General features: G+C 67.5%; 11 protein-coding genes. 4 read left to right on the top strand and 7 right to left on the bottom strand.

Annotated elements, in window-relative coordinates:
- From KCH87_RS44515 to KCH87_RS44500, 4 genes are all read right to left on the bottom strand, one after another.
- A complete protein-coding gene (locus KCH87_RS44515; protein WP_210593674.1) occupies nt 1-639 on the bottom strand; it encodes a MobC family plasmid mobilization relaxosome protein in 639 nt (212 codons plus the stop codon).
- 32 nt (nt 640-671) lie between these two features.
- Complete coding sequence (locus tag KCH87_RS44510; protein WP_210593673.1) at nt 672-2,003, bottom strand: hypothetical protein; 1,332 nt, start codon at nt 2,001-2,003, stop codon at nt 672-674.
- Between the two features lie 84 nt (nt 2,004-2,087).
- Complete coding sequence (locus KCH87_RS44505; protein WP_210593693.1) at nt 2,088-2,786, bottom strand: ATP-binding protein; 699 nt, start codon at nt 2,784-2,786, stop codon at nt 2,088-2,090.
- Nucleotides 2,783-3,703: a hypothetical protein gene (locus KCH87_RS44500; protein ID WP_210593672.1), complete on the bottom strand. Its 921-nt coding sequence runs from the start codon at nt 3,701-3,703 to the stop codon at nt 2,783-2,785. The genes KCH87_RS44505 and KCH87_RS44500 overlap by 4 nt, the downstream gene beginning before the upstream one ends.
- 483 nt (nt 3,704-4,186) lie before the next feature.
- Here KCH87_RS44500 and KCH87_RS44495 point away from each other — a divergent pair, with 483 nt between their 5' ends.
- The 3 genes from KCH87_RS44495 (at nt 4,187) to KCH87_RS44485 (ending at nt 6,462) form a co-directional block, all read left to right on the top strand.
- Nucleotides 4,187-4,444, top strand: a complete 258-nt coding sequence (locus KCH87_RS44495; protein WP_145488100.1) for a helix-turn-helix domain-containing protein — start codon at nt 4,187-4,189, stop codon at nt 4,442-4,444.
- A gap of 74 nt (nt 4,445-4,518) precedes the next feature.
- The gene (locus tag KCH87_RS44490) at nt 4,519-4,899 is read left to right on the top strand and encodes a helix-turn-helix domain-containing protein (RefSeq protein ID WP_210593692.1); all 381 of its coding nucleotides are present in this window, start codon (nt 4,519-4,521) and stop codon (nt 4,897-4,899) included.
- A 48-nt stretch (nt 4,900-4,947) separates the two neighbouring features.
- Nucleotides 4,948-6,462, top strand: a complete 1,515-nt coding sequence (locus KCH87_RS44485) for a LacI family DNA-binding transcriptional regulator (protein ID WP_210593671.1) — start codon at nt 4,948-4,950, stop codon at nt 6,460-6,462.
- Between the two features lie 142 nt (nt 6,463-6,604).
- Here KCH87_RS44485 and KCH87_RS44480 read toward each other — a convergent pair whose 3' ends face one another.
- The 3 genes from KCH87_RS44480 to KCH87_RS44470 form a co-directional block, all read right to left on the bottom strand.
- Entirely contained in the window at nt 6,605-8,791 is a 2,187-nt protein-coding gene (locus KCH87_RS44480; protein ID WP_210593670.1) for a family 16 glycosylhydrolase, read from the bottom strand.
- A 61-nt stretch (nt 8,792-8,852) separates the two neighbouring features.
- Nucleotides 8,853-9,395 (bottom strand): hypothetical protein, encoded by a 543-nt coding sequence (locus tag KCH87_RS44475; RefSeq protein ID WP_210593669.1) that lies wholly within the window; start codon nt 9,393-9,395, stop codon nt 8,853-8,855.
- A gap of 1,045 nt (nt 9,396-10,440) precedes the next feature.
- Entirely contained in the window at nt 10,441-11,301 is an 861-nt protein-coding gene (locus KCH87_RS44470; protein WP_210593668.1) for an abortive infection family protein, read from the bottom strand.
- A 203-nt stretch (nt 11,302-11,504) separates the two neighbouring features.
- Here KCH87_RS44470 and KCH87_RS44465 point away from each other — a divergent pair, with 203 nt between their 5' ends.
- On the top strand, nt 11,505-14,195 hold the full coding sequence (locus tag KCH87_RS44465; protein WP_210593667.1) for an ATP/GTP-binding protein: 2,691 nt from the start codon (nt 11,505-11,507) through the stop codon (nt 14,193-14,195).
- The last annotated feature ends 268 nt before the right edge of the window (nt 14,196-14,463 follow it).

Raw genomic sequence — 14,463 nt, 5'->3', positions numbered from 1 at the left:
TCAGACCGCCCACTTCTGCCCGGCTGCCCGGAAGGCGGCGTCGTCGATCGCCCGGACCGTGTCATGGGCGGTGGTGAGCAAGCGGTCCGCCCGGTGGAGGATCGCGGCGTCCACAGGGTGTGGATCGCCGTCCGCATTGAGGCGGCGGGCGATCTGGTTGACATTGTTGCCGATCCGGGCGATCTGCGCCCGCATAGCGGCGAGCTCGTCGACCGCATCGTCGTAGACCGTGCGCTCCGCAGCAACGGTGATTTCACCGCGGACGCGGGCCATGGTGGCGTCGGCAATGTAGCGGGCCATGGTCACGTGAGCGGTCTTCGCCGACGACTGGATGTCGTGCTTCTCGTGCGGCGCGAAGCGCGCGGTGACGTGCTCGGAGCGCTGCGCATCGAGGTTCGCGCGGCGGTACGGCGCACGCTGCGTGGCCCCAACGGAGTGATCGCGCGGCTGCTCGCCGGCGACCACTCGCTCCTGTTCCGGCACGCCCTCGTGCCGGAGCTGCTCCTCCGCCACCCCCGGGGCGGAGGGGTCCGCGATGGACCGGCCTATGGACGGTCCATCGCCATTGCTTGCTGCGCTGTCGAGGCCGGTGATCATCTCTTCCTGGGGAGTGGGGAGTTCGTTGTGCGAGTCGTGCATTGAGTGGTTTTCCTTGGGCGTTGGGGGTGGTCTCAGTGCGGGTGGCCGACGGGCGCCGTCGGCAGCTCGGCCTTGACGGTGCGGACCACCTCGCCGGCGGTGTCGCTGGCCACGCTGTAGCCGTCCTTGCGTACGGCTTCCTCCAGCAGGTCACGGGAGAGACGTCCGTGCTCGCGGTAGAGGTCACGGGCGTACTTGTGGAGGAGGTCCCGTGTCGCGCGCGGTTTGGAGCCCGGGCGCTTCGACTCCGCCCGCCAGGCTGGGCTTTGGTCGCTGCCCGGCAGTTCATCACCCGGTTCTCGTTCCGGGCCGACGGTGGTGTGGACGGGCTGTCGCGGGCGGTTTTCGAGCTGGGGACGGGCTGCCCGGTCGGCGGAGTCATCGCCCGCGACCTTGGAGGGCGGGCGGCCCGAAATTCCTGCCCGCTCTCTTGCCGTGGCCCGCGGGTGGGCCGTCGCGGAGTCGCCCCTCGTACGCGCGGCGGTGTCGGGCCAGCGCGGGGGGAATGGCTTGGAGGCCAGGGCAGTGACCTGTTGGCGGGTGGCGAGCTTGCGCAGCAGCAGCTCGTCCTGGCGTTCGTCGCGGTCGACGTCGGCTTGCTCCAGGGCTTGGTGCAGGCGGCGGGTGAGGCGCCGGCCTCGCCACTTGGTGCGCTTGTCGGGTGTCATGGTCTCTGCCCGGAGGATCAGGGTGACGGCCTGGTCGAGGGCGCGCTCGCGGATGATCCGGGCGGCGTCCGCATTCCGGTCGGCGATTCCCAGGCGGGCCAGCAGCCGTTCGCGTGCCTGTCGGGCGATGACGGCGGTGAGGCTGCGGGAGTCGGCTTGCGGGCTGTGGTTGCGCAGTTCGATGCCCATGGCCAGGTGCCACAGCACGGCCGCCAGGACCGGGCCGACGAAGGCCCGCACGGTTCCGCCGACCAGCCCTGACTCGGCGTAGGCGGGCACGATCTGCACGCCGGTGATCACCCAGGTGAGAGTGCCGGGCACCCCGGGCGCCTGCTTGGGGCCGTTGAGGTTCGTCCTGGCCATCAGCGCGGTGGCGAACAGAGCCAGCTCGGCGGCGGCAAACATCGCGGCGCGCTCGATGGTGCTGCCCATGTCGAGGTAGTCGGCGGCGAAGCGCCAGCTTGTGTCCGCGCTGTAGGCGGTGCAGCCGATCGCGGCGATGGCGGCGACCGGGATCGCGGCGGTGCTACGGCGCTGTCCAGCGCTCCGCTTCCGTAGGTACCGCTGCAGGGACCATGCGGCGGACAGCGCGACGACGAACAGGGCGGCCATGGCTGCAGGCGCTGGGAGCCAGTGCGGCAAGGCGGGCATGCCGAGGTCGTTGGCGTTGATGAGTGTGGTGGTGCCAGGTGTCATGCAGAGGCTCTCCAAGGGGTCCGCGCGTTCGAGGGCATGCGGAAGCGCGGACGGGCGGGGTGGTGAGGAGGGAGCGCGCGCCGTTCAGGCGGTGGGCGCGGTGCGGCGGCGGTCGGGGCCGGTGAGGATGACCCGCTCGGTCATCTCGGCGAGGCGAGAGGCGACGCGGTCGCCGAGGGCGGTGCGGAACTCGGCGGTGGGGAGGTTGGTGGTGATGAGGGTGGGGAGCATGTGCTCGTACCGGTGGTTGATGAGCCGATAGGTGAGCTCCTCGGTCCATTCGCTGGTCTTGGCTGCGCCGAGGTCATCCAGGAGCAGCAGGGGGCAGCGGGCCAGTGTCTGCAGTTCCCGTTCGCCGTCGTGGCCGGCGCGGGGGCGGAGCCGCGCGTGGAGGTCGGCGGAGGTGATGGCCTCCCAGCGCAGGCGGACGCCTCGGGTGAGGAGGGCGCGGACGGCGCCGTATGCCTGGTGGGTCTTGCCGGTGCCGGTGGGGCCGGCGATCAGCAGCGACGGTCCCTCGGCGATGCCGGGTCCGGTCGGGCCGGGGCGTCCGGCGCGGGCGATCTGGTCGGCCCAAGCGGTGATCTGGGGGTGGTCGGCCAGGGCACGGCGGTAGCGGGCGGGGATGCAGGCGTCGGCGAGTTCCAGGGCGGTGACCGTCTCGGGCGCCGGCGCGTGTGCGGCAGCGGTGGTGGGGTCGATGCCGCGGTTGGCGAGGATCGTGTTGAGCCGGTCGGTGATCGCGCCGACGGGCTGGGGTGCGCGGGTGAGGGTGGCGGTCAGAGCTCATCTCCGTAGGCGGCGACGACGTCGGTGGGGTTCGTCCACGCCCGGTGGGCGGCGGGCGGGGCAGAGGATGCGGCGTTCATGACCTCGTGGACCAGGCTGGGCAGGACGCCCGGGGACAGGCCCTTGACCCGATGGCGTTCGAGGGCGGCCCGGAGATGGGCGGGAGCGATGCCCTCGTCGAGCAGCTTGCGCACCTGTTTGCCGAGATGGTTCAGGAAGGCATCTGGCGGGCGGTGGTTGCACGCGGCGATGTACTCGCCGAGGAGCTGCTTGGCCGAGACGGTGTCGGGCGCGTGGGCGCTTGCGCCCCCCGAAGGGATATCTCCTAGATCCACGGTCCTAGGTCCTAGATCCGGACCGTGAGACGTCACTGCTGCCTCACCGAGCGCTCCCTGATCCCTCGCGGAGGACTCCGTGAAGCCCTCTTGACCTGCGACTTCGCTCTCAAGCCCCGGATTCAGCGCGGACTCACGTACCTCGCCGGAGCCCTCAGTGAGGACTGCGTGAGGCGGCAGCGAGTACTCCGTGACACCGGCGCCCACGGCAGGAGCCGACGCGACCGAAGCGTCGTGAATCAGGCAGCTCGGGAGGCGGCTCTTGCTCGGCCGGTTGATCTTCTGATGCTGGTGCCAGGTCACGACGTGCAGGTACCGCTTGTGATCCGGCCCCTTGTAGCGGCAGATCAGTCCCGCGTCGGCGAGCTGGGCGAGGTCCGTCTCGACATCGGACGAGGTGTGCTCCGGGCGCAGCACCCACAACTGCCCGGCGATGATCGCGGCGTGGTCGCGGTGGCGGCCCTGGTCGTCGGCCTGGGTGAGTAGACCGAGGAAGGTGCGCTCGGCGGTCAGGGAGACGACGGCCAGGGACTCGGAGACGAAGGCTTCGGGCTTGATGGTGCGGATTCGTGCCAAGAGCGGGGCGGTCCTCACTCGGTGGCCTGTGCGTGGACATCACGGCTCACCGTCGGTCGGGGCGGGATTCGAGGGGGTGTTGGCGCGGACGCGCGCCGGGAAGCGATTGCGTTTCCGGGGTGTCGTCAACATAGCCACACCCCAGTCGCGCAAGTCCAGCCCTATCCGGCGCAATCTCTCACGGCAGAAGGGCTGCGAGAAATGGGGCTCGGTGGCGGGCGGGAGGAAAACCGTAAGGCACGATTGGCCGTTGACCAAATAGTTGCCCGGACCGCCGAGCCAGAAGCATCACATCGGCAAGCCGTTGACGAGCCGCAAGCGAGGAAGCTACAACACAACACCGCACGTCAGACCCGTGATCGGCGCGCTCTTCCGTGCATCTTCCCGACTCCCTGGAACCGCATCTCGGCGAACGACGCGAGCGCAACATAGACCACGATCGCCGGTTACCCAAACCGGCGAATGGGCCTTTCAATTGGAGCAATGCCCCCACGCCCACTGGAAGTCGGACCCGCAGGAATGCAGGCGGCCCGCACCATCGAAATGCTCCGAACCGAACGCGGCCTGTCACAACGCCAGTTGGCCGACCGCGTGACCGCTTTCGGCCATCCGATGTCCAACACCATGCTGTCCCGCATCGAACGCGCCCAACGCCGATGCGATGCCGACGACCTTGTGGCGATCGCCGAAGCCCTCCTGGTCTCGCCTCTCGTGCTGCTGCAGGGGCCGACCGCCACGTGACGAGGAGCGCTCAGCACCGCTGACCGAGCACGCCCCCACCCAGTAAGGACCCGCCCTTCTTGCACCACTCCGACATACCCCCTGCCCTCGTACGACGCCTTCCCGGCACCGAGGGCGGAGCCCCCTTGCCTCGTCTCTACCGCCCCGAAGCAATCGCCGAAGCCCTCGGCTGCTCCGCCTGGTGGGTCAAGGACCGGGCCCGACGCGGACTCATCCCGCACGCCCGCGTCGGCCGCGCCTACCGCTTCACCGCCGCGCACCTCGCCGAGATCGTCCGCCTCCACGAAGAGCGCCCGAAGCGATCCGTCAGCAGCGCGCCGGCGAGTCGGGCAGCGACAAGCCCTCCGGCGGCACGAATTCGTGCCGCCCGGCCTCCTGAGCCGACTACTGCCCCGACGCCAGGGCGTCTGCGGGCTCGACCGCCGCGCCGTAGCCAGTACGAGACCGTCGCGTAGCGCGCCCGCGCCCAGTCACAAGCCGAGAGCAGGGGAGGAAGACGGAAGTTGGGTTTCGCGGAGAAGCGCGGAAACTACTGGCGCGGCCGGTACAAGACCGCGCCCGGCAAGCACCTCACGGTGGTCGACGACAACGGCAAGGCGATCCGGTTCGCCACCAAGGGCGAGGCCCAGCGTGCCGCGAGCGAGGCCGAGAACAAGTACCGGCGCGGCGACTGGCGCGACCCGGCACTCGGCCAGGAGACCTTCGGCGAGTACGCGAACCGCTGGTACGAGGCCCAGGACCTGGCCGCCTCGACCATGCAGAACTACAAGCGTCACATCGAGGAGCACCTCCTCCCTGACTTCGAGGACAAGGCGCTCGCCGGCATCCTGCGCACGGACGTCGACCTGTGGGAGAAGAAGGAGAAGGCCGCCTACGCGGCTTCCAGCGTCAAGACCTGGCGCTCGACGCTCCACCTGATCTTCGAGGACGCGATCGATGAGGGTCTGATCACCTCGAACCCGGCCGCCAGACGGCGCGGACGCGGCAAGCGCGCCGGACGCTCCCGCGACCGCGGCCCGGAGAAGGTCGTCACCGACCCGCTCGGCATCCTGCTGACCGCGGAACGAGCCGCCCTGCTCTCCGGCCGCGACGACGAGTTCGTCGCCGTCGTCCTCAAGGGCTACACCGGCATGCGCTGGGGCGAAATCGTCGGCCTGGAGACGGAGTTCGCCCGCCCCGGGGCCGTCCGCGTCGAATGGCAGCTGTACGAACTCGACACCGGCGAGCTGGTTCGCTGCCCACCCAAGGACGACAGCTACCGCACCATCGACGTGATGGACTGGGTGTCGGCCCTGGTCGCCAACCACGTCGCCCGCACGAAGCCGAAACCCTGCGCGTGTCACGGCAAGACCTACGTCTTCCGGGGCCAGGGCGCGGCCCGCACGGGCGGCCACCACGGCGCAAAGCTCGTCGACGTCGCACGCCGAGCCGAAGTCTCCACCGGCACGGTGTCCAACGTCCTCAACCACCCCGACCGCGTCACCGAAGCCAAGCGGGTCAGGGTGGAACAGGCCATCGCAGACCTGGGGTTCGTGCGCGGCGGCGCGGTGCCGCAGCACGCAGCCCACTGGCGCCGAAACGGCTTCGCCACTTGGCTGTTCACTCCGGCGGTCTCCGGCTGGTACCCGAAGAAGGCACCGCAGGAGGCTCGCCCCGTGCCTCTGCTCGGCGAGCCGTGGCCCGGCGTCCCGGCGCGAGGACGCGGTGCCAGCGGCCGGGCCGACGCCTGCTGGCTCCCGATCGCCAAGGGCCTCACACCCCACGGCCTCCGCCACACCCACCGAACCGTGATGGAAGACCTTGGCACCGAGAAGGTCCTCATGGACCAGCGCATGGGTCACATCGACGGCTCCGTCTCGGCGCGCTACGCCCATGTCACCCCCGGCATGCGCAAGCGCTTGGTACGTGGTCTGACCGAGCAGTGGGAGTCAGCGCTCGACGCCCGACTGGCAATGAGCTCCGGCTCTCCGGTGAAGGTCCTTGACGCGCTTCTACAGGGGCGTGCGGCACTGCGCTGAACGGTCTCGAGGAAGTGGGATACGTTGCCGTGTCCGTCTGGTGCGGCCAGACGTCGTGTTGGGGCTACATGGGCGGGCGCCTCGGTTCATTTCATTGGGACTGCTGAGGAGCGGGCCCGGAGATCCATTCCGTTGTGCCCCGTTAGCCGTGGACTTCCAGCGACGCAACCTCAAGCACTGCAGGCAATGCGCGCTCATCGAGAGGGCCCGCGAACTCGGCTGACTCGCTGCTCCAGAGGTTCACGTTGAACTCCATCGGTTGGTTCGGGATGGGTGTTGGCCCCCACAGCAGACGTTCATGCACGGTGATCCCGTCGACATGCCAGCGAATGCATTCCGGACGCCACTCGATCTCGTAGTGGTGGAACGCCTTGGAGGCGTCGAAGCCGAGGTCGATGAGGACGGGTGTGCCCCGATACCCGTACTCCAGCTTCGTGTCCGTGGCCCCTGGGTTGTAGAAGACGTTCACGAGCATGCGGGTGGTATCCCGGCCGAGGAACTCGATGTCGATCTCCTGACGAGGGCCGTTGCGATGGAGGAACAGACCTGTGACTAGGCCCGAGCCAGACGGAACGCGGAGGTCAGTCCCAAAAGTGCCGTACGTGAAGGAGCGGCCACTGGCCACGGCGGCACCAGTGAGATCGCGGACCTTGCTCGCTTCTCGGCGGAGCGTGAGCGATGCAGTACTGCCGTGCTGCTGCGTGACATTACCGGGTCGAAAGAGGGCTCTGTTGCTTGGGAAGGTGTCGTCTCGGAGGTACCAGTCGCCGCCATCCAGCGGCGTGTCCGCACGCCACGCCAGGGGCTTTTCGTCGCCATCTGTAGCGCCCCCATTCCCAACCTCACTGCCGTCCACTTGAGGGAGGGAAGACTCGAGCGCGATGCCCGACCACCCTGTGCGCTCAATAACCCAGGGGGATTTATCCCAGGTCAAGCGCCGCCCGGAAAGCGTCACGTCCACGCTCGGGTGAGTTCCGACCGCGATGCGCCGCTGCCCCAAATCCGGCTGGCGGGGCCAGGGGTGGGTTGGGTAGTCGCACCCGAGGAACCGAGCGAGCCGTTCCCATGGGTCTGGATCGTCGACCGGAAGCATGAGACGGCGATGCCGCGGAACCATGAGACCCTCGCCCGTCGTATCCCGGAACTCGAAGGGCACCGTCACGCTCGTTTGCCCTGTCGTAGTGATGAGGCGCATCGGAGACTTGGCCGCAATGCGCTGGATTTCGTCCGGCCCCAGCGACCCGATATTCACGTAGGCATCGAACACCCGGTGTCGGCCACCGCGAAGGAGTGCACCGAGCTCGTTTGGGGGCAGGTCGGTGAGGTCGCTGATGCAGCGGAACCCTAGGACCGACAGCGCCTTGGCCACCGTGGACAGTCCTGTTCCGGGTGCGCCGACCACTACGATCGGTCCGCTCGTGGGCTGGCGGCGGGCAAGCCGAGGAGCATCACGTTGAATCGCACCCACCTTCGCCAGGATCGGCAGGACAGAGTAGGAGTTGCTTGAGGTAATCCCAGGGCGTTGCTCGATGACGGGCCGGTCTGTCATTCGTACCGAGAGATGGCTGAACTGCAGGTTGATCCACAGATCGATCGGCCCATGGGCTGGTAGCAGACTGAGGAGCTTCTCTGCTCCCGCACGGGAGAGTACGTAGCCGGAGAGCTGCCATAGCCCTCTGGTGGGCTGTCGGAGCGCCGACTTGGTGTGGGTCCGCACCTCGTCCACACCGGTCTCTTGATATGAGAGATAGAGGAGGTCGACGGCATCATCGACGCCTGCGCCTGATCGCAATTCGTCCCACACACACCTCAGCACGGACATGCATGTCCGCGTGACGTACGCGTCGTCCTCGAGCACGAGGGTGTAAGGCACGTTGCCGGCGGCGATCAGCTTCCACACCTCGATGTGTGAGAGCGCCACTGCGATCTCTTGCGGCGTCATGGAAATCCGGGTTGCGCGGGTGGCGTCGTCGACATCGAGTTTGGGATGCGGATCGACGAGGAGCTGCTCCGCCAACGTGTACGTCGACTTGAGGAGGTCGGCTGAGGGCTGGCCTTGGAGATAGCGGGCATCGATCGCTGAGAATCGTCTCGTGATGCTGTCAAGCGGGCGGCCCTCCATGTCCCTGAGCCAGCTGAGATCACGGTTAAGCCTGCTCCAACGCTCTTGGGCGCGGTCGAGGTTGATGACGTAGATGCGTTGGATCGCCGTGTTGTCACCGCTCGACGAGAACGCGGTGGAACGCCGCCGAACGAAGAATCGCCTGGTCAGGTAGAGGCCGTGGGAGCGCAACGTGGGACGTAGGCTGGTTAGGGACGCGATGTTCATCGTGGCAGGGGTCTCGGCTGTCGTTCGTGGAAGGAAGGGGTGGGCGGGAGTCGTTGGCTCGTCACCCGTCCTGGCGCCATAGGCGCCAGTTCCGCTCATCGTTGCGGTAGCTGAGCGGCCACTGGCTCACAGCGATGGTGTTCCATTTACAGAGGACCTCGACGTCGATCGGCTGGCCGAGCCGTTCTCGCGAAAGGGCGTAGCGCGCAAGCGCCATCGTGAGGTTGCCGGGTCCCGTCATCGACTGGATATCGACCGGCCCGCCCGGGTGACCGAGGACCGCCACTGTGCTCGCCTTGAGCGCTGCGAGGACGACCGGATGACCTGCTGGCGCGATGATCGGTGTGTTATTGACGTAATGGATCCTCGTGTCTGCATCGCTGTCGTCTGTCATCGATTGAGGCGGGTCCACCATGGAGTCGGCCACAGTGTCGTAGCACAGCGCCTGGAGCCGGAGCCGGGAGTCCCGGAAGAGCGGCTTCCAGTCGGCGCCTTGGTACGCGTCATCCGCATCGATGTAGAAACCACCATTGATGGCCAGGTAGCACAACCGGAAGTAGTCGCTGCGCATCGCCGGGTGCGGGCAGGCATCGAAGGCTGCCACATGCGCAGCATCGTATGCAGCTCCGATGAACAAGCGTGCGGACTCGTCTCCGTATACCTCTCGGCGAAAGCCCTGCCTTTCTAACGCGGCCCAACTCGCCATGCACTCCAGCACGTCCGTGGGGATCCGTGCAGGGTTGTCCCAGAACTGGACTATCACGCGCGGGACGGGAGCGGCCGGAGCCGATCCAGCGGAGTCCGAAAGTGTGAGCGTCAGGTGCCGTAGATAACGGGACCTGTGTAGGTGGTCATGGAGGATGTCCTCTACACCGCAGTCGCACCCAAGAGCCACTTTCGGCCGACCAACGCAGTCACATCGGTCATGTGACGTGGGCGTAGTCATCGTCATCGGGGACTTTCTCCACAGGCGGTCGTGGTTCTAGTCGACGCCGTATGCACCGGTGTCTGAAGTGTCCCCGGGGGTTATGGAGTCGCTTTGCCGGATTTTAGTGTGGCGTGTCGGGATGATTCAGCTGTTTCGCTCGCTGAGGTGCATGCGCAGGGCTGGCGCGACCTTCAGGTAGGAAACTGCACTAGCCCGAGCGGGCCGGACCGTACGAATCGAGATCAGATCGCCGGTCGTCGCGCGGGTCGCCTCCCCATGCGCCGTCGTTTCTGAGACGAGCTGCGGTGCCGATGCCCTCGAAGATCGGGAGCCGTTTGGGAGCGGATCTCGAACGCGGCTCCCAAACGGCTCCCAAGATGCCCCAGAGAACCACTCAGGGGCCGACCCGCTAAGCGGATCAGGCCCCTGACCTGGTACTTCTCTGTCGGGGTGGCGGGATTTGAACCCACGACCTCTTCGTCCCGAATGAGGTTCGGGCAAGATCGACACCTGCGGATCTTGTAAAAGTGCAGGTCAGGGCATCGGTCTGAGATGGTGCGGCGAGGTCTCGGCTGGTCTCCGGGGGAAGATCATCTCCCAGAATTCTCCCAGCGCCGGACGTACGCCTGGGACGTCGCATCCGAGCCGCAACTGCAAGGCGCATTGCGGAAGCAAGTTCGCGCGATCCGCTGCAGGGTCCTGTGTGCGTTGGTCGGAGCGATTAGACCTGGGTCTTGCGCCACGGTGCGGTGGGGTCCGCCAGAGTGTCGAGAATCAACTCGCACCAGGTGACGGCAGCGTTGACTGTCAGGCGGGCATGTCGCACTCCAAGGCCCGACGGCGCGCTTGCCTGACCGTGACCGCTGCCGAAACCCTGGTTGCGTAGCTCGGCGACTCCGACCGCGATGTTCACCGACCCCGAAAGGATCTTCTTTACGGCTTTGCTGCCATCAGGTCCGTCGGGTGCCGAGCCGGCGTCGAGCTTCAGCGCCTTCTGGACCGTGCTGATGAGCGCGGGGAGCGCTGCGTTCTTGTCGACCTCGATGTTCAGCTCGCCAAGGGCGGTCTTCGCGGTCGCCTCAATGAGCTGCTTTGCCGCGCCGATGGCCCCGTGAGGATCCGTGGTCAGGTCCCTCCGAATGCGCTCTAGCTCGATCGTGATGCCCGAGGCGTCGCTCAGAGTGCTCAGATCACGGACGAGCACCGGCGGGTTGGACCAGGAGATCCTTCCCTCCTCGTCGAGCGCGAAGCCGTCCCGCTCCAGGCGCACCCTAATGTCGTCCAACCACTTCGGCGTCCCTTGATCGTCCGGGGTCCGGTAGGCGCGGATGAAGTCCTCGAAGACCAGGAGCACGCGCCGCACCTGGTTCGGATCAGACCAGTCCACACCCTCCGCATAGAGCATGAACTCGGTCCGTCGCTGGCCCGAGTCCTGGTACTTCAGCTCATCCGGAGGAATGGGTGCGAACCCGTGGTCCTCCCACAAGTCGGCCACGATCCGAATGGTCAGGTCCGTGGCCAGAGAGCGGAAGGCGTTGCGGGTCGCGGGGCTCACCAGCTCCCGCCTTGCGGTGACGGTCATGGTCTGACGATAGGAGCAGATGTCGACGGCCGTCACGGTCTTTTCACAGCGCGACATCTGGTCCAGACGCGATGGTCACCCCAGTCAGCCGTCATGCGGTGGCAGTGCGCCCTGGTGCGGGCGCGGCCGTCTTCAGGGATCCTTCCCCAACAGGACTGGGGCGGGCATAAGTTGGCAGCTGGTGACCTTCGGTGGGGGCTGGTGTGGCAAGTCGGGATCTGCGAGCGCTGTTCAGTACGAACGACCGCACGCTCGGGGCCGCGGAGGCGTTCACAAACCGGCAGGCGCAGTGGGGATTCGTGGTGACTGCGCTCACCAAGCACGTACGGCATGTCAACAGCCCTGCCTTTGCTGCCGATGACCTGGAGGCCGCTCGGGACAACGTCGTCGTCTTCCATGGGATCGGCGGCATCGGGAAGTCCACTCTGTCGCGCAAGTTCGAGGCGTCCCTCGTCGACCCGGGGCAGCGCCCCGCTCAATGGGGCGCCCCCGTTTGGGGCGGAGCGCGGATCCTGCCCGTACGGATCGATCTCGCGCGCTCCGCGAATCCCGACTTCGAGAAGGTCGTGCTCAGCGTGCGCCTCGCGCTGGCCGGGATCGGCCGGCCTCTGCCTGCCTTCGATTTGGCGTTGCGCCGCTACTGGGAGCACCAGCATCCAGGGGATCCGCTGGAGGACTTCCTCAACCGCGGGGGCCTGGCAGCCCGGTTCGGGAAGGCGCTGCCGCAGCAGATGCAGTCCGCGCTCGCCGACGTCGCCCAAGCCCTGCTGCTGCCCGGCACGGTGGGCTCTGCGATCGGGCAGGTGACCGGGGCCCTCGTAGGAGCGCTGCGCGAACGTCGACAGACAGTGCGGGCGCTCTCCGGCTGCGCGCGCCTGGCCGATCTCCTGGAGAGCGAACCGGATCTGGACTCTCTGTCCTACTACCCGCACCTGCTCGCTTGGGAGCTTGCCCGGCTACCCGCCGCGAAGAAGGTGACTCCGGTGATCTTGCTGGATGCTTTCGAGGAGATCGGAGACCGTACCCATCGGGACTTCGAACGGCTCCTGCAGCGCCTGGTGTGGCTGATGCCGAACGCCTTCTTCGTTATTACCGGACGCTCCCGCCTGCAGTGGGCCGACGAAGCCCTTCAGGGCCAGCTCGACTTCACCGGCCCCTCCGCCTGGCCCGGCCTCCTTGTTCACGACATTCCCCGGGCGCGCACCGAGCCCTCTGCCCGTAGCCGTGAACGGCAGATGCTGATCGGCGACTTCTCTTTCGAGGACTGCGACGACTACCTTGCCCGCCGCCTCTCCGTAAACGGCCGCCCTCTCATCAGCGATGCTATCCGCAGGGTGATCGGGCAGCGCTCGCACGGTCTGCCGTTGTACCTGGACCTCTCCGTGATGAGGTTCCTGGAGATCCGACGCAGCGGGAACACCCCACAGCCAGCCGACTTCGACCACGACTTCCCCGCGTTGATCGCCCGCACTCTCTCCGACCTCACCGCCCCTGAGCGCCATGTCCTGCGTTCCGCCAGCCTCTTCTCCTCCTTCGACGTCGCCCTGGCGACCCGGGCCGCAGGTCTGCCCCAAGAGGCGCCGGCGCTGCGGCTCGTCGAGCGTCCCTTCGTACGGGAGACGCCGTTCGGCCTGTGGCCCTTCCACCTGCACGCCCTGATCCGCGCGACGATCCGGGGCGCCGACGACCAGACCGACGACCGGTGGTCTCCGGCCGACTGGCAGCAGGCCGCCGTCCGGGCGCTCATCGCCCTCGGGGAGCAGTGGAGCAGTGGCTCGGACCACGATCGCCTGCTCCTCGTAGGCTGCTTGCGCCAGGGACTAACCATCGCCCGCGACTACCGTCTCGACCTCGGCTGGCTCATCGAGGCCGCCTGGACGTACATCGGCGACTCCGTATGGGAGCCGCTCGACCTGGCCGCCAGCCCCGAAGCGGAGGGTGTCACGGCCACAGCCGCTGACGTGCTTGTGGAGTTGCTCAGCGCGCTCGCCCGCAGGCAGCATGAGAACCGCGCCCGCACCGTGGAGCGCCTGGTCGCAGTCGCTGACACTGGGTTGCTGCCCGCGGAACTTCACGAGGTGGCCATCTACTACCGGGCCAAGGCGCAGCGCGACCTCGGGCACACCGAGGGATCCCGCCAGGGGATGCAGCTGGTCGCCGCGGGTGGCGGACGTCTCGCGGCGAACGCTCGCCGTGGGCTCGCCCATCTCTCCCGGCTCGCCGGTGATTTCCCGACCGTGCTTGAGGTCGCCGAGCAATTGGGCTGGGCGGGTCGGCACCATCGCGTCGTGGGCGACGTGCGATGGGTACAGGGCGACATGGCCTTGGCTGCGGAGGCTTTCGGGGCGGCCCGCGCGGAGGGTGAGGAGCACGGCAAGAGCGGGGAGGCCGCCATGTCACAGGCTATGCGGGCCTTCACACTCGCCTTCACGACCGACCCCACCACGGATGATGAGATCGACCTCGGCGAGCATCTCCTGTCCCGAGTCGACCTGCGCGCCGCGACTCTGGACGTACGGATCGCAGCGCTCCTGCGCGACGCCGGCACGGACACGGGAGTCGAGGACCGGGCACAGGTGCTGGCCGCAGAGATCAGTACGTCGGGTCTGCTCTTCGTCCAGGCCAAGCTCGAGTTGGCGCGCGCCTTCCACCACGCCATCCGCGACGACCAGGTGGGCGCCGCCTCCAGCATCAGCCGACTCCGTGAGTTGACCCGTGAGGGCTACTACGCCTACTACGTCGACATCGCCCACTTCATGGCCGATCTCCCGCTCGACGACCCCTCCCGCGCACGGTGGCTCGACGAGCAGCAGACGGTACGCCAACGCTGGCGCAGCATGGTCATCGATCGACGCGCTCTGCTCGCGTCACGGGCGGCCACCGGAACGCCGTAACCAAGGATTACGACTCGGTAGCTGTCGGACGCGTCAAGTGGACTGCGGAGACCAGCAGTTGTCCTTCGCCAACCAATCAAGGCGGTTGACACAGAACCCAGTCGTGCAGGGTGAACGGCGTGCGCCGCCTAATCAGGGGTCGTGTCCCCCGTCGTGGTGTAGCCGATCACGATCTGTCGCCTCCGCTTCAGAGCCGTCCCACACGTGCCGCTGCGTGCCGTCGTGTGACCACCACCGGTCCCGGCTCGGGGAGCCTCAACAGGGCCGC

The sequence above is a fragment of the Streptomyces sp. GESEQ-35 genome, from assembly GCF_017948485.1.
Lineage (GTDB): Bacteria > Actinomycetota > Actinomycetes > Streptomycetales > Streptomycetaceae > Streptomyces.
The sequence above is the reverse complement of the archived record's forward strand: the minus strand, read 5'-3'. Positions and strand labels throughout refer to the sequence as shown.

Excerpts from the sequence above, each read along its gene's own strand:
- KCH87_RS44515 (WP_210593674.1), bottom strand. The coding sequence starts at position 639 with ATGCACGACTCGCACAACGAACTCCCCACTCCCCAGGAAGAGATGATC.
- KCH87_RS44510 (WP_210593673.1), bottom strand. The coding sequence starts at position 2,003 with ATGACACCTGGCACCACCACACTCATCAACGCCAACGACCTCGGCATG.
- KCH87_RS44495 (WP_145488100.1), top strand. The coding sequence starts at position 4,187 with ATGCCCCCACGCCCACTGGAAGTCGGACCCGCAGGAATGCAGGCGGCC.
- KCH87_RS44480 (WP_210593670.1), bottom strand. The coding sequence starts at position 8,791 with ATGAACATCGCGTCCCTAACCAGCCTACGTCCCACGTTGCGCTCCCAC.
- KCH87_RS44470 (WP_210593668.1), bottom strand. The coding sequence starts at position 11,301 with ATGACCGTCACCGCAAGGCGGGAGCTGGTGAGCCCCGCGACCCGCAAC.